This is a genomic window from Streptomyces yamdrokensis (assembly GCF_053890455.1).
This window is the reverse complement of the sequence record NZ_CM132679.1, coordinates 1,275,404-1,294,490: the sequence shown is the minus strand read 5'-3', so window position 1 is coordinate 1,294,490 and position 19,087 is coordinate 1,275,404. Positions and strand designations below refer to the sequence as shown.

Annotated in this window: 16 protein-coding genes; 14 read left to right on the top strand and 2 right to left on the bottom strand. The window is 70.3% G+C overall.

Annotated features, from left to right (window positions below; genetic code table 11):
* Nucleotides 1-6: 6 nt before the first annotated feature.
* The 5 genes from yajC (at nucleotide 7) to ACWZEH_RS05025 (ending at nucleotide 6,923) form a co-directional block, all read left to right on the top strand.
* Nucleotides 7-537 carry a preprotein translocase subunit YajC gene (yajC, locus tag ACWZEH_RS05045; RefSeq protein ID WP_456195982.1) on the top strand — a complete coding sequence of 177 codons (531 nt, stop codon included), beginning with the start codon at nucleotides 7-9 and terminating at the stop codon, nucleotides 535-537.
* A 135-nt stretch (nucleotides 538-672) separates the two neighbouring features.
* Nucleotides 673-2,463, top strand: a complete 1,791-nt coding sequence (gene secD, locus ACWZEH_RS05040) for a protein translocase subunit SecD (RefSeq protein WP_456195980.1) — start codon at nucleotides 673-675, stop codon at nucleotides 2,461-2,463.
* 3 nt (nucleotides 2,464-2,466) lie between these two features.
* Entirely contained in the window at nucleotides 2,467-3,582 is a 1,116-nt protein-coding gene (gene secF, locus ACWZEH_RS05035; protein WP_456195978.1) for a protein translocase subunit SecF, read from the top strand.
* On the top strand, nucleotides 3,579-4,127 hold the full coding sequence (locus ACWZEH_RS05030; RefSeq protein ID WP_456195976.1) for an adenine phosphoribosyltransferase: 549 nt from the start codon (nucleotides 3,579-3,581) through the stop codon (nucleotides 4,125-4,127). Before secF ends, ACWZEH_RS05030 begins: the two co-directional genes overlap by 4 nt.
* Nucleotides 4,128-4,346: 219 nt before the next feature.
* The gene (locus tag ACWZEH_RS05025; protein WP_456195974.1) at nucleotides 4,347-6,923 is read left to right on the top strand and encodes a RelA/SpoT family protein; all 2,577 of its coding nucleotides are present in this window, start codon (nucleotides 4,347-4,349) and stop codon (nucleotides 6,921-6,923) included.
* 105 nt (nucleotides 6,924-7,028) lie between these two features.
* Here ACWZEH_RS05025 and ACWZEH_RS05020 read toward each other — a convergent pair whose 3' ends face one another.
* Together ACWZEH_RS05020 and ACWZEH_RS05015 are read right to left on the bottom strand one after the other, a co-directional pair.
* A complete protein-coding gene (locus ACWZEH_RS05020) occupies nucleotides 7,029-8,258 on the bottom strand; it encodes a DUF349 domain-containing protein (protein WP_456195972.1) in 1,230 nt (409 codons plus the stop codon).
* Nucleotides 8,259-8,393: 135 nt separating this feature from the next.
* On the bottom strand, nucleotides 8,394-9,215 hold the full coding sequence (locus ACWZEH_RS05015) for a peptidylprolyl isomerase (protein ID WP_456199446.1): 822 nt from the start codon (nucleotides 9,213-9,215) through the stop codon (nucleotides 8,394-8,396).
* A 180-nt stretch (nucleotides 9,216-9,395) separates the two neighbouring features.
* On the opposite strand from ACWZEH_RS05015, the gene ACWZEH_RS05010 reads away from it, so the two are divergent.
* From ACWZEH_RS05010 to ruvX, 9 genes are all read left to right on the top strand, one after another.
* Nucleotides 9,396-10,112: an MBL fold metallo-hydrolase gene (locus tag ACWZEH_RS05010; RefSeq protein ID WP_456195970.1), complete on the top strand. Its 717-nt coding sequence runs from the start codon at nucleotides 9,396-9,398 to the stop codon at nucleotides 10,110-10,112.
* 11 nt (nucleotides 10,113-10,123) lie between these two features.
* Complete coding sequence (hisS, locus tag ACWZEH_RS05005) at nucleotides 10,124-11,386, top strand: histidine--tRNA ligase (RefSeq protein ID WP_384019943.1); 1,263 nt, start codon at nucleotides 10,124-10,126, stop codon at nucleotides 11,384-11,386.
* 289 nt (nucleotides 11,387-11,675) lie between these two features.
* Nucleotides 11,676-12,335 carry a vitamin K epoxide reductase family protein gene (locus ACWZEH_RS05000; protein ID WP_456195968.1) on the top strand — a complete coding sequence of 220 codons (660 nt, stop codon included), beginning with the start codon at nucleotides 11,676-11,678 and terminating at the stop codon, nucleotides 12,333-12,335.
* A gap of 115 nt (nucleotides 12,336-12,450) precedes the next feature.
* Entirely contained in the window at nucleotides 12,451-13,806 is a 1,356-nt protein-coding gene (locus tag ACWZEH_RS04995) for a replication-associated recombination protein A (protein WP_456195966.1), read from the top strand.
* Between the two features lie 328 nt (nucleotides 13,807-14,134).
* Nucleotides 14,135-14,749, top strand: a complete 615-nt coding sequence (rpsD, locus tag ACWZEH_RS04990; protein WP_257850066.1) for a 30S ribosomal protein S4 — start codon at nucleotides 14,135-14,137, stop codon at nucleotides 14,747-14,749.
* Between the two features lie 303 nt (nucleotides 14,750-15,052).
* On the top strand, nucleotides 15,053-15,526 hold the full coding sequence (locus tag ACWZEH_RS04985) for a DUF948 domain-containing protein (protein ID WP_456195964.1): 474 nt from the start codon (nucleotides 15,053-15,055) through the stop codon (nucleotides 15,524-15,526).
* 7 nt (nucleotides 15,527-15,533) lie between these two features.
* Complete coding sequence (locus tag ACWZEH_RS04980; RefSeq protein WP_456195962.1) at nucleotides 15,534-15,905, top strand: hypothetical protein; 372 nt, start codon at nucleotides 15,534-15,536, stop codon at nucleotides 15,903-15,905.
* Nucleotides 15,905-18,574: an alanine--tRNA ligase gene (gene alaS, locus ACWZEH_RS04975; protein WP_456195960.1), complete on the top strand. Its 2,670-nt coding sequence runs from the start codon at nucleotides 15,905-15,907 to the stop codon at nucleotides 18,572-18,574. Before ACWZEH_RS04980 ends, alaS begins: the two co-directional genes overlap by 1 nt.
* An 8-nt stretch (nucleotides 18,575-18,582) precedes the next feature.
* Nucleotides 18,583-19,074 (top strand): Holliday junction resolvase RuvX, encoded by a 492-nt coding sequence (ruvX, locus tag ACWZEH_RS04970; protein ID WP_456195958.1) that lies wholly within the window; start codon nucleotides 18,583-18,585, stop codon nucleotides 19,072-19,074.
* Nucleotides 19,075-19,087 lie beyond the last annotated feature (13 nt).

The window sequence follows — 19,087 nt, the reverse complement described above, 5'->3', positions numbered from 1 at the left end:
CGACCCGTGAGTCTCCTGACCCTCCTCCCGTTCATTGTGCTCATCGGGGCCATGTTCCTGATGACCCGGTCGGCCAAGAAGAAGCAGCAGCAGGCCATCGATATGCGGAACCAGATGCAGCCGGGTTCCGGTGTCCGCACGATCGGGGGTATGTACGCCACGGTGAAGGAGGTCGGTGACGACACGGTTCTCCTCGACGCCGGCCCCGGCGTGGAACTGCTGTTCGCGAAGAACTCCATCGGCGCCGTCCTGACCGACGACGAGTACAACCGCATCGTTCACGGCATCGAGCACGACCTGAAGTCCGACGCCGATGTCGTCCCCGACGACGCCTCCTCCCTCACCGAGACCGACGACTCCTCCGCCGCCTCCGACGACGCGCCGGTCGATTTCGGCAAGAAGGACACCGCCGGCACGGCCGAAGCGTCCGCCGACACCGCCGGCGCAGAGCCCGCCGATGCCGGCACCGACGCCGCGGACAAGGCGAAGACGGACGAGCAGGCGAAGAAGTCCGACGGCGGTTCCGAGGCGAAGTAGTCGTGTCCCGGGGTGCGCGGGCCGTACGGCCCGCGCACCCCGGGACATGCCCAGCTCGCGCGGCACCCCGAGACCATGTCATGGCCGTCGGCCCGTCGACCGGGCACGAGGCGGCCCGAGAGGGAGTACGAGAAGGTGGCAGCACTCAAAAAGGGACACAACGCGAGCGCCACAAGCAAACCGTGGCGCTCGCTGGCCCTGATCCTGATCGCCATCGTGGCGCTCACCGGAGGGATGTTCGCCTCCGGCCACACCACTCCGCGTCTGGGTATCGACCTCGCCGGCGGCACCAGCATCACGCTGGCGGCCGTCCCCGAGGCCGGTCAGGAATCCGCGGTCAACCCGACCAACATGGCGACCGCGGTCTCCATCATGGAGCGTCGTGTCAACGGCCTCGGTGTCTCCGAAGCCGAGGTCCAGACGCAGGGTGACCGTAACATCATCGTCAACATTCCCAAGGGCACCAACTCCGAACAGGCCCGGGAACAGGTCGGCACCACCGCCAAGCTCTACTTCCGTCCGGTCGTCTCCACCGAGCTCGCCGCAGGCGGTGCCGCTCCCACGCCGAGCGGCACCGGTGACACCTCCGCCGAGGACACCGAGGGCGACAAGGCCACCGACGGCGCGAGCGAGGAGGCCACGGACAAGACCACCGACGAGGGGGCCCCGTCCGCCTCCACCAGCCCGTCGGCGAGCGCCACCACCCAGGGCCGTGCGGTCACCGAGGCCCTGAAGGCCGACCCCACCCCGTCCGCGACCGCCGGCGGTTCCGCCGAGGCCAGCCCCTCCGCCCCCGCGACGGACGGCGCCGAGGCCGACAACGAGCTCCAGGCCCAGTACGCCGCGCTCGACTGCACCAAGGCGAGCGTCCGCGCCACCGCCGGTGACGGAGCCAAGGCCACCGACTCGACCGTGGCCTGCGGCCAGAACTCCCAGGGCCAGTGGCAGAAGTACATCCTCGGCCCAGCCGCCGTCGACGGCACGGACGTGGACGACGCCCAGGCGATCCTCAACACGCAGACCGGTGCCGGCTGGACCGTCACCATGGACTTCACGGACGAGGGCAGCAAGAAGTTCGCCGGCATCACCGGCCAGCTCGCCCAGAACCCGTCCCCGCAGAACCAGTTCGCCATCGTCCTGGACAACGAGGTCGTCTCCGACCCGTACGTCAGCCAGGCCCTCACCGGCGGCAACGCGGAGATCTCCGGCAACTTCACCCAGAAGTCGTCCGAGGAACTCGCCAACATGCTGTCCTACGGCGCCCTGCCGCTGACGTTCCGCGAGGACAGCGTCACCACCGTCACCGCCGCGCTCGGCGGCGAGCAGCTCGAGGCCGGCCTGATCGCCGGCGCGATCGGCGTCGCCCTGGTCGTTCTGTACCTGCTGCTCTACTACCGCGGCCTGTCGTTCATCGCCATCATCTCGCTGCTGGTGTCCGCCTCCCTCACCTACGTGATCATGGCGTTGCTCGGCCCGACCATCGGCTTCGCGCTGAACCTGCCGGCCGTCTGCGGCGCCATCGTCGCGATCGGCATCACGGCGGACTCGTTCATCGTGTACTTCGAACGGGTGCGGGACGAGATCCGCGAGGGCCGCGTTCTGCGCACCGCCGTGGAGCGTGCCTGGCCGCGTGCCCGGCGCACCATCCTGGTGTCCGACTTCGTGTCCTTCCTCGCCGCCGCGGTGCTCTTCGTGGTCTCCGTCGGCAAGGTCCAGGGCTTCGCGTTCACGCTCGGCCTGACCACGCTGCTCGACGTCGTGGTGGTCTTCCTGTTCACCAAGCCGCTGCTGACGCTGATGGCCCGCCGGAAGTTCTTCGCGAGCGGCCACAAGTGGTCCGGCCTGGATCCGAAGGCCCTCGGGGCGAAGCCCCCGATCCGCCGCACCCGCCGCCACTCCGCCCCCGCCCAGACGAAGGAGGCGTGAGAGATGTCGAAGCTCGGTCAGCTCGGCGCCCGGCTGCACCACGGTGAGGTCGGCTACGACTTCATCAAGAACCGCAAGATCTGGTACGGCGTCTCCATCCTGATCACCGTCGTGGCCATCGTCGGCCTGGCGGTGCGCGGCCTGCACATGGGCATCGAGTTCCAGGGCGGGGCGGTCTTCACCACCCCGAAGAACATGAGCGCCTCGGTCTCCCAGGCCGAGGAGTACGCGGAAGAGGCCTCCGGGCACGATGCCATCGTCCAGAAACTCGGTGACGGCAGCCTGCGGATCCAGATCGCGGCCATCGACACCAGCACCTCGGACAGGATCAAGACGGCGCTCTCCGAGGACCTGGGCGTCGAGGCGGAGCAGATCAACGCCGACCTGGTCGGACCCAGCTGGGGCGAACAGATCGCCAACAAGGCGTGGCAGGGTCTGGGCATCTTCCTGGTCCTGGTCGTGATCTATCTGGCGATCGCCTTCGAGTGGCGCATGGCCCTCGCCGCGTTCATCGCGCTGATCCACGACATCACCATCACCGTCGGCGTCTACGCCCTCGTGGGCTTCGAGGTCACACCGGGCACGGTGATCGGTCTGCTGACCATCCTCGGCTATTCGCTCTACGACACGGTCGTGGTGTTCGACAGCCTCAAGGAACAGACCAAGGACATCACCAAGCAGTCCCGCTGGACCTACAGCGAGATCGCCAACCGATCCATCAACGGCACCCTGGTCCGTTCCGTCAACACCACGGTGGTCGCGCTGCTGCCGGTGGCGGGCCTGCTGTTCATCGGTGGCGGTGTCCTCGGCGCCGGAATGCTGAACGACATCTCGCTGTCCCTGTTCGTCGGCCTCGCCGCCGGTGCGTACTCGTCGATCTTCATCGCCACCCCGCTCGTCGCCGACCTCAAGGAAATCGAGCCGTCGATGAAGTCCCTGAAGAAGCGCGTCCTGGCCAAGCGCGCCCAGGGCACCGGCACGGACGACGAGCCGAGGGAGGTCCGGATGTCCGACGACGACCACGACGACGGGCCGGACGACGCCGCTGCCGCCGTCGTCGGTCCCCGCAGCCAGTCCGCGTCCCGCGGCCGCGGCCGACCCTCGGGAAAGCGCCGATGACCGAACTCACCGATGTCTCCGCACTGCTGCTGAGCCGCATCCGGGACGTGGCGGACCACCCGGAGCCGGGCGTGATGTTCAAGGACATCACCCCGCTCCTGGCCGACCCGGTGGCGTTCGGCGCCCTCAGTGACGCCCTCGCGGAGATCGCCGGACGCACCGGCGCCACCAAGGTCGTCGGCCTGGAGGCCCGCGGGTTCATCCTCGGTGCCCCGGTCGCCGTCCGCGCGGGCCTCGGCTTCATCCCCGTGCGCAAGGCGGGCAAGCTCCCCGGAGCCACGCTCAGTCAGGCGTACGACCTGGAGTACGGCTCCGCAGAGATCGAGGTGCACGCCGAGGACCTCGCCGCCACCGACCGCGTCCTGGTGATCGACGACGTGCTCGCCACCGGCGGCACCGCCGAGGCGTCGGTCCAGCTCATCCGCAGGGCGGGCGCCGAGGTGGTGGGCCTCGCCGTGCTGATGGAGCTCGGCTTCCTCGGTGGCCGGGCGCGCGTGGAACCGGCCCTGGCCGGCGCGCCGCTGGAGGCACTGCTCACGATCTGACGAGCGACGCGGAACGGCCGTTCCCCAGCGCCGCACGGCCGTGGACGGGCGCGACGGACACCGCTCGGGCGGGCACCGGAGGAATCCGGTGCCCGCCCCGTGCGTTTCAAGGGGAAACGGTCCGCGCACCGGTCCGAGGAAGATCCGCCGGCCTGGGATGGCTACCATGGGGTCTCCGGAACCTGACCTGGGGACCCGGATCGCGTACGAGGAGTCCTCTTGGCAGACGAGGCCCAGCACCTGACCGCAGACAAGCCCGAGTCCGGCTCGGCTGCCGCGGCCAAGCCCGTGCCGAGCACGCCCCACGCGAAGAACGATCCGCGCGGGCCGGTCCGGCATGCCCAGGCCGCCGCCGTCGAGAAGCCCGAGCAGCCACGCCCCAAACCGTCCCCCGCTCCCGACCCCGCCCGCGCGGGGGGACCCCCGTCGCCCGACCGCCCCGCACCCGCGGTCCGCCCCAACAGCGGGCAGCCGGCCCGTTCCGGCTCCTCCAACCGCGTCCGTGCCCGGCTCGCCCGGCTCGGTGTCCAGCGCGCCAACCCGTACAACCCGGTGCTGGAGCCGCTGCTGCGGATAGTGCGCGGCAACGACCCCAAGATCGAGAACGCCACGCTCCGCCAGATCGAGAGCGCCTACCAGGTCGCCGAGCGCTGGCACCGCGGCCAGAAGCGCAAGAGCGGCGACCCGTACATCACGCACCCGCTCGCCGTCACCACCATCCTCGCCGAGCTGGGCATGGATCCGGCCACCCTGATGGCGGGTCTGCTGCACGACACGGTGGAGGACACCGAGTACGGGCTGGAGCAGCTCCGCCGCGACTTCGGTGACACCGTCGCCCTGCTGGTCGACGGCGTCACCAAGCTGGACAAGGTCAAGTTCGGCGAGGCCGCGCAGGCCGAGACCGTGCGCAAGATGGTCGTCGCCATGGCCAAGGACCCCCGTGTCCTGGTCATCAAGCTCGCCGACCGTCTGCACAACATGCGCACCATGCGCTACCTCAAGCGCGAGAAGCAGGAGAAGAAGGCGCGCGAGACCCTGGAGATCTACGCGCCGCTCGCCCACCGGCTGGGCATGAACACCATCAAGTGGGAGCTGGAGGACCTCGCCTTCGCGATCCTCTACCCCAAGATGTACGACGAGATCGTCCGCCTGGTCGCCGAGCGCGCCCCCAAGCGCGACGAGTACCTGACGATCGTCACCGACGAGGTCCAGCAGGACCTGCGCGCGGCCCGCATCAAGGCGACCGTCACCGGCCGCCCCAAGCACTACTACAGCGTCTACCAGAAGATGATCGTCCGTGGCAGGGACTTCGCGGAGATCTACGACCTGGTGGGCATCCGCGTCCTCGTGGACACCGTCCGCGACTGCTACGCGGCCCTCGGCACGGTCCACGCGCGATGGAATCCGGTCCCCGGCCGGTTCAAGGACTACATCGCGATGCCCAAGTTCAACATGTACCAGTCGCTGCACACGACGGTCATCGGCCCCGGCGGCAAGCCGGTCGAGCTGCAGATCCGCACGTTCGACATGCACCGCCGCGCCGAGTACGGCATCGCCGCGCACTGGAAGTACAAGCAGGAGGCCGTCGCCGGCGCCTCGAAGGTGCGCACCGACGTAGCCCCGGGCCGGTCCGGCAAGGCCGACAAGGAATCCGCCGCCGTCAACGACATGGCGTGGCTGAGGCAGCTGCTCGACTGGCAGAAGGAGACCGAGGACCCCGGCGAGTTCCTGGAGTCCCTGCGCTTCGACCTGTCCCGCAACGAGGTCTTCGTCTTCACTCCCAAGGGCGACGTCATCGCGCTCCCCGCGGGCGCCACCCCGGTGGACTTCGCGTACGCGGTCCACACCGAGGTCGGCCACCGCACCATAGGAGCCCGGGTCAACGGCCGGCTCGTACCGCTCGAGTCGACCCTGGACAACGGCGACCTGGTGGAGGTCTTCACCTCCAAGGCGGCCGGCGCGGGCCCCTCCCGGGACTGGCTCGGCTTCGTCAAGTCGCCGCGTGCCCGCAACAAGATCCGCGCCTGGTTCTCCAAGGAGCGCCGCGACGAGGCGATCGAGCAGGGCAAGGACGCCATCGTCCGCGCGATGCGCAAGCAGAACCTGCCGATCCAGCGCATCCTCACCGGCGACTCGCTGGTCACCCTCGCGCACGAGATGCGCTACTCGGACATCTCCGCGCTGTACGCGGCGATCGGCGAGGGCCACGTCGCCGCGCAGAACATCGTCCAGAAGCTGGTGCAGGCCCTCGGCGGCGAGGAGGCGGCCACCGAGGAGATCGACGAGTCGGTGCCGTCGGCCCGCGGCCGGGGACGCAAGCGCCGCTCCAACGCCGATCCCGGGGTCGTCGTCAAGGGCGTCGACGACGTCTGGGTCAAGCTGGCCCGCTGCTGCACACCGGTCCCCGGCGACCCGATCATCGGCTTCGTCACCCGTGGCAGCGGCGTCTCCGTCCACCGCAGCGACTGCGTGAACATCGACTCACTCTCCCGTGAGCCCGAGCGCATCCTCGAAGTCGAGTGGGCGCCCTCCCAGTCCTCGGTGTTCCTCGTCGCCATCCAGGTCGAGGCCCTGGACCGCTCCCGGCTGCTCTCGGACGTCACCCGCGTGCTGTCCGACCAGCACGTCAACATCCTCTCCGCGGCCGTCCAGACCTCCCGCGACCGCGTCGCCACCTCCCGCTTCACCTTCGAGATGGGCGACCCGAAGCACCTCGGGCACGTCCTGAAGGCGGTGCGGGGCGTGGAGGGCGTCTACGACGTGTACAGGGTGACCTCGGCCCGCAACCGGACGTAGGGTCTGCCCGGCCACAGCGCACGACACGCATGACAGAGGGGCTCCCGTACACGCGGTACGGGAGCCCCTCTCACCTCGCGGTGACCGTGACGGTGACGGCGGCCGTCAGCCGCCGAATTCCTGCAGACCCTTCAGAGCCTGGTCCAGGAGTGCCTGGCGGCCCTCCAGCTCACGCTCGAGCTTCCGGGCCCTGGCGTCGTTGCCCTGCGCCCGTGCCTGCTCGATCTGGCCCTTCAGTTTGTCCACGGCTGCCTGGAGCTGGCCGGTCAGACCCTCGGCACGTGCGCGTGCCTCCGGGTTGCTCCGGCGCCACTCGGCCTCCTCGGCCTCCTGCATGGCCCGCTCGACGGTGTGCATCCGGCCCTCGATCTTCGGCCGGGCGTCCCGCGGCACATGGCCGATGGCCTCCCACCGCTCGTTGAGCGCGCGGAACGCGGCTCGGGCGGCCTTCAGGTCCGTGATCGGCAGGAGCTTCTCGGCCTCCCCGGCCAGCTCCTCCTTGAGCTTGAGGTTCTCCGTCTGCTCCGCGTCACGCTCGGCGAAGACCGAGCCGCGAGCGGCGAAGAAGACGTCCTGGGCGCCGCGGAAGCGGTTCCACAGGTCCTCCTCGTGCTCGCGCTGGGCGCGGCCCGCGGCCTTCCACTCCGACATCAGGTCCCGGTAGCGCGCCGCCGTCGCACCCCAGTCCGTCGACTTCGACAGCGCCTCGGCCTCGGCGGCCAGACGTTCCTTGGTCTTGCGGGCCTCCTCGCGCTGCGCGTCCAGGTGCGCGAAGTGCTGCTTGCGCCGCTTGGAGAACGCCGACCGCGCGTGCGAGAAGCGATGCCACAGCTCGTCGTCGGACTTGCGGTCCAGCCGCGGCAGGCCCTTCCAGGTGTCCACCAGCGCCCGCAGCCGCTCACCGGCCGCCCGCCACTGGTCCGAACCCGCCAGCTCCTCCGCCTCGGCGACCAGAGCCTCCTTGGCCTGGCGCGCCTCGTCGGACTGCTTGGCCCGCTGCGCCCTGCGTTCCTCGCGCCGGGCGTCCACCAGCTCCACGAGCTTGTCCAGCCGCACCCGGAGAGCAGCCAGGTCACCGACCGCGTGATGGGCGTCGACCTGCTCGCGCAGGTGCCCGATCGCCGTCGTGGCGTCCTTCGAGGAGAGGTCGGTGGTCTTCACCCGCTTCTCGAGGAGGCCGATCTCCACAACCAGGCCCTCGTACTTGCGCTCGAAGTAGGCCAGAGCCTCCTCGGGGGAGCCCGCCTGCCAGGAACCGACGACCTGCTCTCCGTCGGCCGTACGCACGTACACGGTCCCCGTCTCGTCGACGCGGCCCCACGGGTCGCTGCTCACAGCGCCTCCTCCACATGATGCCTGTGGGGCTCTGCTGCCCCCGGGCATCGTCCACAGTTTTCGTCACGGCCAATCTAGGCGACCGACGGGATGCCTGTCCGCATCCCGCGCGGCCGAAATTCCGCGGTGAAACGGTCAGGATTCGCTGACGGTCGCCTTGTCGATGACGACCGTCGCGTTGGGGGCTCCGTCACCCGCTCCGGTGCTGTCACCGGCCTCGGCGATCTTCTTCAGGACCTTCAGGCCGTCCGCCGAGACGGTGCCGAACGGCGTGTAGCTCGGCGGCAGCGGGCTGTCCTCGTACACCAGGAAGAACTGGCTGCCGCCGCTGTCCTTCTGCCCGGTGTTCGCCATGGCGACGGTGCCCGCCGGGTAGGTGTTGTCCTTGAGGCTCTTGTCCTTCAGGTTCTCGTCCGGGATCGTGTAGCCGGGACCGCCGGTGCCGGTGCCCGTCGGGTCACCGCACTGCAGCACGTAGATGCCGTTGGTGGTGAGCCGGTGGCACGTGCTGTGGTCGAAGTAGCCCTCACCCGCGAGGAACTCGAACGAGTTGACGGTGTGCGGGGCCGCCGACGCCTTCAGCGCCATGTCGATCGTGCCGCAGGTCGTCTCGAGCGTCATCGTGTACTTCGCCGACTCGTCGATGGACATCGCCGGCTCCTTCTTCCAGGTCTTCGAGGCGACCTTGCCCTCCGCCGGCTTCTCGCACGGATCGGGGGCCTTGCTCGGCGCCTCGGCGCTGGGCGTGACCTCCGCGTTCGCGTTGGACTTGTCCTCGTCCTGGTCGAACGCCCCGGCCGTGTACAGCCCGAGGCTGCCGACCAGGACCACACCGAGGGCGGACGCGATCACCGAGTTGCGGATCCGCGACTTGCGGCGCGCCTCGGTGCGCCGCTGCTGCTGCCGCAAGAACTTCTCCCGGGCGAGCTGACGCCGCCGCTGCTCCTGGCTGACCACCGGGTTACTCCTCATGCCTCTCGTGTGCCGACCGAATACGCGTGCGGGCGGCGGACCGACTGACTGCGTGTGCCCCGTACCGTATATGGGTTGGCTGAGGAAACGGCAGCGCCGGTAGGCTCTGCCCACGGGCGCGAGCCCCGTGGCAAGCCTCCCGTACCGACACAACGAAGGACGAACGTGCTCATTGCCGGGTTCCCCGCCGGGGCCTGGGGGACGAACTGTTATCTCGTCGCCCCCGCCGCCGGTGAGGAGTGCGTGATCATCGACCCCGGCCATCAGGCCGCCCCCGGAGTCGAGGAGGCGGTCCGCAAGCACCGGCTGAAGCCCGTCGCCGTCGTCCTCACCCACGGCCACATCGACCACGTGGCCTCGGTCGTCCCCGTGTGCGGCGCGCACGACGTACCGGCCTGGATCCACCCCGACGACCGGTACATGATGAGCGACCCCGAGAAGGGCATCGGCCGCGCCATCGGCATGCCGCTCATGGGCGAGCTGAGCGTCGGGGAACCGGCCGACGTCAAGGAGCTGGCCGACGGAGCCGAGCTCGACCTGGCCGGACTGAAGCTGACGGTCGCGCACGCGCCGGGCCATACCAAGGGGTCGGTGACCTTCGGCCTGCCCGAGGCGGCGGACGTCCCGCCGGTGTTCTTCTCGGGCGACCTGCTGTTCGCCGGCTCCGTCGGACGCACCGACCTGCCCGGCGGTGACATGGCCGACCTGCTCGACTCGCTGGCCCGCGTGTGCCTGCCGCTCGACGACTCGACCGTGGTGCTGTCCGGACACGGCCCCCAGACGACCATCGGCCAGGAGCGCGCCACCAACCCGTATCTGCGGCAGGTGACGGCGGGCCGCCAAGGACGCGGCGCCGCCGACGCTCCCCGACGAGGAATGTGACAAGACCTTCCGTGAGCACCTTCAAGGCCCCCAAGGGCACCTACGACCTGATCCCGCCGGACAGCGCCAAGTACCTCGCCGTCCGCGAGGCCATCGCCGCCCCGCTGCGCGGCTCCGGCTACGGCTATATCGAGACGCCCGGTTTCGAGAACGTCGAGCTGTTCGCGCGCGGTGTCGGTGAGTCCACCGACATCGTCACCAAGGAGATGTACGCCTTCGAGACCAAGGGCGGCGACCGCCTCGCCCTGCGGCCCGAGGGCACGGCCTCCGTACTGCGCGCGGCCCTCGAGGCCAACCTGCACAAGGCGGGCAACCTCCCGGTCAAGCTCTGGTACTCCGGCTCGTACTACCGCTACGAGCGGCCCCAGAAGGGCCGCTACCGTCACTTCTCCCAGGTCGGAGCGGAGGCGATCGGGGCCGAGGACCCGGCGCTCGACGCCGAGCTGATCATCCTGGCCGACCAGGCGTACCGCTCCCTGGGGCTGAGCGAATTCCGCATCCTGCTGAACTCCCTGGGCGACAAGGAGTGCCGCCCCGTCTACCGGGCCGCGCTCCAGGACTTCCTGCGCGGTCTCGACCTGGACGAGGACACCCTGCGCCGCGCGGAGATCAATCCGCTGCGCGTCCTGGACGACAAGCGCGAGGCGGTGCAGAAGCAGCTGACCGGCGCCCCGCTGCTGCGCGACTACCTGTGCGACGCCTGCAAGGCGTACCACGAGGAGGTCCGCGAGCTGGTCACGGCCGCGGGCGTCGCCTACGAGGACGACCCCAGGCTGGTGCGGGGGCTGGACTACTACACGCGCACCACCTTCGAGTTCGTCCACGACGGCCTGGGCTCCCAGTCCGCGGTGGGCGGCGGCGGCCGCTACGACGGTCTCTCGGAGATGATCGGCGGCCCCGCGCTGCCGTCCGTCGGCTGGGCGCTCGGCGTCGACCGCACCGTGCTGGCCCTGGAGGCGGAGGGCGTCGAGCTCGAACTCCCGGCCACCACCAGCGTGTTCGCCGTCCCGCTCGGCGAGGAGGCCCGCCGGGTGCTGTTCGCCAAGGTCACCGAACTGCGCAAGAACGGCGTCGCCGCCGACTTCGCCTACGGCGGCAAGGGCCTGAAGGCGGCGATGAAGGCGGCCAACCGCTCGGGCGCGCGCTACGCCCTGGTGCTCGGCGAGCGCGACCTCGCCGAGGGCGTCGTCCAGCTCAAGGACATGGAGTCCGGTGAGCAGACCGCGGTGGGCGTCAACGAGATCGTGGCCGAGCTGGAGGCCCGGCTCGGCTGACCCCGTCCTCGCCCCCACGCGCACGAAGGCGCCGGTGTGCCCCAAAGGCCCCGGCGCCTTCGGTCGTCGATGCGTGTCATCGCGTCAATACCTTGGGTGCCGATTCCCTCGGTCGGGGACTTAGGCTGGAGTGTATGTACGGCCGGGGCACATACTGCGGCCGAAACCGTACACCTGCGGGGACTGTTCGTACGTTCTTATGACTGGAGGACGGTGAACCCACAGCCACGTGCGGCACAATGGCCCTGCCCGAAGCAGGTCCACACCCTCCAGTGACGGAATCGGCGTGATGAGCAAGACGACAGTGAAGGACGTTTCCACCGAGCCCGATCCCGCTCCGGGGCCCGCCGCCGGGCCGCCGCGCGAGGGCGCCGGCCGTGCGTTCGCCCTGCTGCTGGTCATCACCGGCGCCGCCGGTGTCCTGGCCGCGTGGATCATCACCCTGGACAAGTTCAAACTGCTCGAGGCCAAGGTCAGGGGCGAGACCTTCGTTCCCGGCTGCAGCCTCAACCCGGTGGTCTCCTGCGGCAGCGTCATGGAGAGCGACCAGGCGAGCGTCTTCGGTTTCCCCAACCCGATGCTGGGCCTCGTGACCTACGGCATCGTCATCTGTGTGGGGATGAGCCTGCTCGCAGGGGCACGCTTCCCGCGCTGGTACTGGCTCACCCTCAACGCGGGCACCCTCTTCGGCGTCGTCTTCTGCGCCTGGCTGATGATCCAGTCCCTGTACCGGATCAACGCCCTGTGCCTGTGGTGCTGCCTGGCCTGGGTCGCCACCATCGTCATGTTCTGGTACGTCACGTCGTTCAACGTCCGCAAGGGCTTCCTGCCCGCCCCCGGCTGGCTGAGGAGCTTCTTCGGCGAGTTCACCTGGGTCATGCCCGTGCTGCACATCGGCATCATCGGCATGCTGATCCTGACCCGCTGGTGGGAGTTCTGGACCAGCTGACCGCCCCGACCGCACCGGCCCCGGGGGCCGCAGGAACCGCACCGGCCCCCGGAGCCACGAGGACCGCACCGACCGCGTGAGCCGCGCTGTCGGTGCGGTCCTTTAGGGTTTCGGTGTGGAGCCCGACCTGTTCACCGCCGCAGCCGAAGAACGCCAGGAGAAGGACCCGACCGGCAGCCCCCTCGCCGTCCGGATGCGCCCGCGCACCCTCGACGAGGTGGTGGGCCAGCAGCATCTGCTGAAGCCCGGTTCACCCCTGCGCCGACTGGTCGGCGAGGGCGCCTTTGGCCCCGCGGGCCCGTCCTCGGTGTTCCTGTGGGGACCGCCCGGCACCGGCAAGACGACCCTGGCCCACGTCGTCTCCAAGGCCACCGACCGGCGCTTCGTCGAACTGTCGGCGATCACCGCGGGCGTCAAGGAGGTCCGCGCGGTCATCGACGGCGCCCGCCGTGCCTCGGGCGGGTACGGCAAGGAGACCGTCCTCTTCCTCGACGAGATCCACCGCTTCAGCAAGGCACAGCAGGACTCCCTGCTGCCCGCGGTCGAGAACCGCTGGGTCACGCTGATCGCCGCGACCACCGAGAACCCCTACTTCTCGGTCATTTCCCCGCTGCTGTCCCGCTCGCTCCTGCTCACCCTGGAACCCCTCACCGACGACGACATCCGGGACCTGCTCCACCGCGCGCTCGGCGACGAGCGGGGCCTGAAGGGCACCCTCACCCTCCCCGAGGACACCGGCGCCCACCTGGTGCGCATCGCCGGCGGGGACGCCCGCCGCGCCCTGACCGCCCTGGAGGCCGCCGCGGGGGCCGCGCTGGACAAGGGCGAGACGGAGATCTCCCTGGCCACCCTGGAGGAGACGGTCGACCGGGCCGCGGTGAAGTACGACCGCTCCGGAGACCAGCACTACGACGTCGCCAGCGCCCTGATCAAGTCCATCCGCGGCTCCGACGTGGACGCCGCCCTGCACTACCTCGCCCGGATGATCGAGGCCGGTGAGGACCCCCGCTTCATCGCCCGCCGCCTGATGATCTCCGCCAGCGAGGACATCGGCCTCGCCGACCCGAACGCCCTGCAGATCGCGGTCGCCGCCGCCCAGGCCGTCGCCATGATCGGCTTCCCGGAGGCGGCCCTCACCCTCAGCCACGCCACCATCGCCCTCGCCCTCGCCCCCAAGTCCAACGCGGCCACCACCGCGATCGGCGCCGCCCTCGACGACGTCCGCAAGGGGCTGGCCGGGCCCGTCCCGGCCCACCTGCGCGACGGGCACTACAAGGGCGCGGCCAAGCTGGGCCACGCCCAGGGGTACGTGTACCCGCACGACCTGTCCGAGGGCATAGCCCAGCAGCAGTACGCCCCGGACGTCCTCAAGGACCGCGCGTACTACGAACCCACCCGGCACGGCGCCGAGGCGCGGTACGCCGACGCGGTGGAGTGGACCAGGAAGCACCTCGGTCGGAAGCAGCCGTGAGCACCCTGTAGAATCTGCCGAAGCTGCGTCCCGCGTCCGGTACCCGCAAGGGAGACCGGCACCACCAGAGCGGGACACCCAGCCGGAGACCCGCCCTCCGGGGCAGGGGATCCAGGAGCGTCGCGCACCGTCGAACGGTGTCGCGGGCAGCCCACCACCACCCGGATTTCCGGGAGCGGCCGGTGGGCCACTCGCGTGCTGCACGTATGTGCCCAGATCAGGGGAGCGGCTGCCCGGCAGGTCCGTCACGGACCCGCGGGGTCTCCCCGGCTGCGGATGCGACCTCCCTTAACCCTGGTGAGCCGACAACACGAAGGTGAAAGAAACAGTGGCCAATCAGCCCCGCCCCAAGGTCAAGAAGTCGCGTGCCCTGGGTATCGCGCTGACCCCGAAGGCCGTCAAGTACTTCGAGGCCCGCCCCTACCCGCCGGGTGAGCACGGCCGCGGCCGCAAGCAGAACTCGGACTACAAGGTCCGTCTGCTGGAGAAGCAGCGTCTGCGCGCCCAGTACGACGTCAGCGAGCGCCAGCTCGTCCGCGCGTACGAGCGTGCCGCCAAGACGTCGCTCAAGACCGGTGAAGCGCTCGTCATCGAGCTCGAGCGCCGTCTCGACGCCCTGGTCCTGCGTTCGGGCATCGCCCGCACGATCTACCAGGCCCGCCAGATGGTCACCCACGGCCACATCCAGGTCAACGGCAAGAAGGTCGACAAGCCCTCCTTCCGTGTCCGCCCGGACGACGTCGTGCAGGTCCGTGAGCGCAGCAAGGACAAGACGCTGTTCACGATCGCCCGCGAGGGTGGCTTCGCCCCCGACGGCGAGATCCCGCGCTACCTCCAGGTGAACCTCAAGTCCCTGGCGTTCCGCCTGGACCGTGAGCCGAACCGCAAGGAGATCCCGGTGATCTGCGACGAGCAGCTCGTCGTCGAGTACTACGCCCGCTGACCCCGGCAGGCACGCGGTACCTTCAGCCCGCCGCCTCTCCCGCCCTCACGGGCGGGAGAGGCGGCGGGCTGCTGCGTGGGTGCCCCGGCAGCCGCCTGCCGCACGGGCGTGCCCGGTGCAGAAGCGGCCGTCGCGGCTCCGCGTCCCGGCCCCGTGCGGAGCCCGGCGGACCGCCTCGTCCCGGCCGGGCCCCGCTCCCGTGCCGGGCGGTAATCCGGTACGGAGCCCTGCCGGCGGCGCGATAGGCTCGGTGCACGATTCTCTCGATGTTCAGGCATGTTTCTCAGGGAGCAGGTGCGCACAGTGTCCGGTGGAGAGGTGGCCGGAATCCTGGTGGCCGTGTTCTGGGCGATCCTGGTCTCCTTCCTCGCCGTCGCGCTGGCGAGGCTGGCCCAGACGCTCCGGGCGACCACCAAGCTCGTGGCGGACGTGACCGACCAGGCCGTCCCGCTGCTGGCCGACGCCTCCACCGCGGTGCGCTCCGCACAGACCCAGATCGAGCGGGTCGACGCGATCGCCTCCGACGTCCAGGAGGTCACTTCCAACGCCTCCGCCCTGTCGACCACCGTCGCCTCCACCTTCGGGGGCCCGTTGGTCAAGGTCGCCGCCTTCGGCTACGGCGTGCGCCGGGCCGTCAGCGGCCGCAAGGAGGACGCGTCCGCCAGGCCGGCGTCCGACAGGACCGAGCCCGCGAAGGCGCCGGGCCGCACCGTGATCGTGGGCCGCACCGTCCCGGGCACGCGGCGGGCCAGGCGCACCCGGGGAAAGAAGGACTGACCCAGCGATGTTCCGCCGTACGTTCTGGTTCACCACCGGCGTCGCCGCAGGTGTGTGGGCCACCACCAAGGTCAACCGGAAACTGAGGCAGCTGACGCCCGAGAGCCTCGCCGCGACCGCGGCGAACAAGGCGATCGAGGCCGGCGGCCGCATCAAGGACCGGGCGGTGGACTTCGCCCTCGACGTCCGCGACAACATGGCCCGGCGCGAGGCCGAACTGGGCGACGCCCTCGGCCTCGACGCCCCCGTCGACCGGGAACTGCCGCGCTCCGGCCGGTACGCCGCCCTCGAGAACCGCAACAGCCCGAAGAACAACCCACGGTACGCCGAGGGCTCGGCGTACCCGACGAGCCCGTACAACCGGAATGAGGACCACTGATGGAGTCGGCCGAGATCCGCCGCCGCTGGCTGAGCTTCTTCGAGGAGCGCGGGCACACCGTCGTCCCTTCGGCGTCGCTCATCGCGGACGACCCGACTCTGCTCCTCGTCCCGGCCGGCATGGTGCCCTTCAAGCCCTACTTCCTGGGTGAGGTCAAGCCGCCCTTCGCGCGCGCCACCAGCGTCCAGAAGTGCGTCCGCACGCCGGACATCGAAGAGGTCGGCAAGACCACCCGGCACGGCACCTTCTTCCAGATGTGCGGCAACTTCTCCTTCGGCGACTACTTCAAGGAAGGCGCCGCCAAGCTCGCCTGGGAGCTGCTCACCAGCCCCCAGGACAAGGGCGGCTACGGCCTCGACCCCGAGCGCCTGTGGATCACCGTCTACAAGGAAGACGACGAGGCCGAGCGCATCTGGCGCGACGTCGTCGGCGTGCCCGCCGAGCGCATCCAGCGCCTGGGCAAGAAGGACAACTACTGGGACATGGGCGTCCCCGGGCCCTGCGGTCCCTGCTCCGAGATCAACTACGACCGCGGCCCCGAGTTCGGCGCCGAGGGCGGCCCCGCCGTCAACGACGAGCGGTACGTGGAGATCTGGAACCTCGTCTTCATGCAGTACGAGCGGGGCGAGGGACCGGGCAAGGACTACCCGATCCTCGGCGACCTGCCGAGCCAGAACATCGACACGGGCCTCGGCCTCGAGCGGCTCGCCATGATTCTGCAGGGTGTGCAGAACCTGTACGAGATCGACACCTCCATGGCCGTCATCGACAGGGCCACCGACCTGACCGGGGTCCGCTACGGCGATGCCCAGGACTCGGACGTCTCGCTGCGCGTGGTCACCGACCACATGCGCACCTCGGTCATGCTCATCGGTGACGGCGTCACCCCGGGCAACGAGGGCCGCGGCTACGTGCTGCGCCGCATCATGCGCCGCGCCATCCGCAACATGCGTCTGCTCGGGGCCACCGGCCCGGTCGTCGAGGACCTGGTCGACGTCGTCATCGGCATGATGGGGCAGCAGTACCCCGAGCTGATCACCGACCGCGAGCGGATCGAGAAGGTCGCCGTCGCCGAGGAGAACGCCTTCCTCAAGACGCTGAAGGCCGGTACCAACATCCTCGACACCGCCGTCACCGAGACCAAGCAGTCCGGTGGCACGGTCCTCTCCGGCGACCGCGCCTTCCTGCTCCACGACACCTGGGGCTTCCCGATCGACCTCACCCTGGAGATGGCCGCCGAGCAGGGGCTGTCCGTGGACGAGGACGGCTTCCGCCGGCTCATGAAGGAGCAGCGGGAGCGGGCCAAGGCCGACGCGCGGGCCAAGAAGACCGGCCACGCCGACCTCGGGGCCTACCGTGAGATCGCCGACCGGGCCGGTGCCACCGACTTCACCGGCTACACCGCCACCGAGGGCGAGTCCACCGTCGTGGGCATCCTGGTCGACGGCGTCTCCTCACCCGCCGCCGCCGAGGGCGACGAGGTGGAGATCGTCCTCGACCGCACCCCGTTCTACGCCGAGGGCGGCGGCCAGATCGGCGACACCGGGCGGATCAGGGCCGACTCCGGTGCCGTCATCGAGGTCCGTGACTGCCAGAAGCCGGTTCCGGGCGTGTACGTCCACAAGGGCGTCGTCCAGGTCGGCGAGGTCACCCTCGGCGCCAAGGCCCACGCCTCCATCGACGAACGCCGCCGTACGGCCATCGCCCGCGCCCACTCGGCCACCCACCTCACCCACCAGGCCCTGCGCGACGCCCTGGGCCCGACGGCCGCCCAGGCCGGTTCCGAGAACCAGCCCGGCCGCTTCCGCTTCGACTTCGGCTCGCCGTCCGCCGTTCCGACGGCCGTGATGACCGACGTCGAGCAGAAGATCAACGAGGTGCTCGCCCGCGATCTGGACGTGCGTGCCGACGTCATGGGCATCGACGAGGCCAAGAAGCAGGGTGCCATCGCCGAGTTCGGCGAGAAGTACGGCGAGCGCGTGCGCGTGGTGACCATCGGCGACTTCTCCAAGGAGCTGTGCGGCGGTACCCACGTGCACAACACCGCCCAGCTCGGCCTGGTCAAGCTGCTCGGCGAGTCCTCCATCGGCTCCGGTGTGCGCCGCATCGAGGCCCTGGTCGGCGTGGACGCCTACAACTTCCTCGCCCGCGAGCACACGGTCGTCGCCCAGCTCCAGGAGCTGATCAAGGGCCGCCCGGAGGAGCTCCCGGAGAAGGTCTCCGCCATGCTCGGCAAGCTCAAGGACGCCGAGAAGGAGATCGAGAAGTTCCGCGCGGAGAAGGTGCTCCAGGCCGCCGGAGGCCTCGCCGAGTCCGCCAAGGACGTCCACGGCGTCGCTCTGGTGACCGGCCGGGTCCCGGACGGCACCACCGCCGACGACCTGCGCAAGCTGGTCCTCGACGTACGCGGCCGGATCCAGGGCGGCCGGGCCGCCGTCGTCGCCCTGTTCACCACGGTGGGCGGCAAGCCGCTCACCGTCATCGCCACCAACGAGGCCGCCCGCGAGCGCGGTCTCAAGGCCGGTGACCTGGTTCGCGCGGCCGCCAAGACCCTCGGCGGCGGCGGTGGCGGCAAGCCGGACGTCGCCCAGGGCGGCGGCCAGAACGCAGCCGCCGTCGGCGACGCCGTCGACGCCGTCGAGCGGCTCGTGGCGGACACGGCCAAGTGAGCGATTCGATGCCTGGTCCGTCGGGCGGCCCGGCGATGCGCCGTGGCCGCCGGCTCGCGATCGATGTCGGGGACGCCCGGATCGGGGTCGCCTCGTGCGACCCCGACGGGATCCTCGCCACCCCGGTGGAGACCGTCCCCGGCCGGGACGTCCCGGCGGCTCACCGGCGCCTTCGGCAACTCGTGGAGGAGTACGAGCCGATCGAGGTCGTCGTCGGCCTCCCTCGCTCCCTCAAGGGGGGCGAGGGCCCCGCCGCGGCCAAGGTCCGCGGCTTCGCCCAGGAGCTGGCCCGCGGGCTCGCGCCGGTGCCGGTGCGGCTCGTCGACGAGCGCATGACGACGGTGACGGCGAGCCAGGGGCTGCGGGCCTCCGGCGTGAAGTCCAAGAAGGGACGCTCCGTCATCGACCAGGCCGCCGCTGTGATCATTCTCCAGCAGGCCCTCGAATCCGAACGGGTGTCAGGCAGGGCACCCGGTGAGGGCGTCGAAGTGGTGAGCTGATCGCGGTACGGTA

Bases quoted from the DNA above. Each gene is read 5' to 3' on its own strand.
- secF (WP_456195978.1), top strand. From the start codon at position 2,467: ATGTCGAAGCTCGGTCAGCTCGGCGCCCGGCTGCACCACGGTGAGGTC.
- ACWZEH_RS05030 (WP_456195976.1), top strand. From the start codon at position 3,579: ATGACCGAACTCACCGATGTCTCCGCACTGCTGCTGAGCCGCATCCGG.
- ACWZEH_RS05000 (WP_456195968.1), top strand. From the start codon at position 11,676: ATGAGCAAGACGACAGTGAAGGACGTTTCCACCGAGCCCGATCCCGCT.
- ACWZEH_RS04980 (WP_456195962.1), top strand. From the start codon at position 15,534: ATGTTCCGCCGTACGTTCTGGTTCACCACCGGCGTCGCCGCAGGTGTG.
- alaS (WP_456195960.1), top strand. From the start codon at position 15,905: ATGGAGTCGGCCGAGATCCGCCGCCGCTGGCTGAGCTTCTTCGAGGAG.
- ruvX (WP_456195958.1), top strand. From the start codon at position 18,583: ATGCCTGGTCCGTCGGGCGGCCCGGCGATGCGCCGTGGCCGCCGGCTC.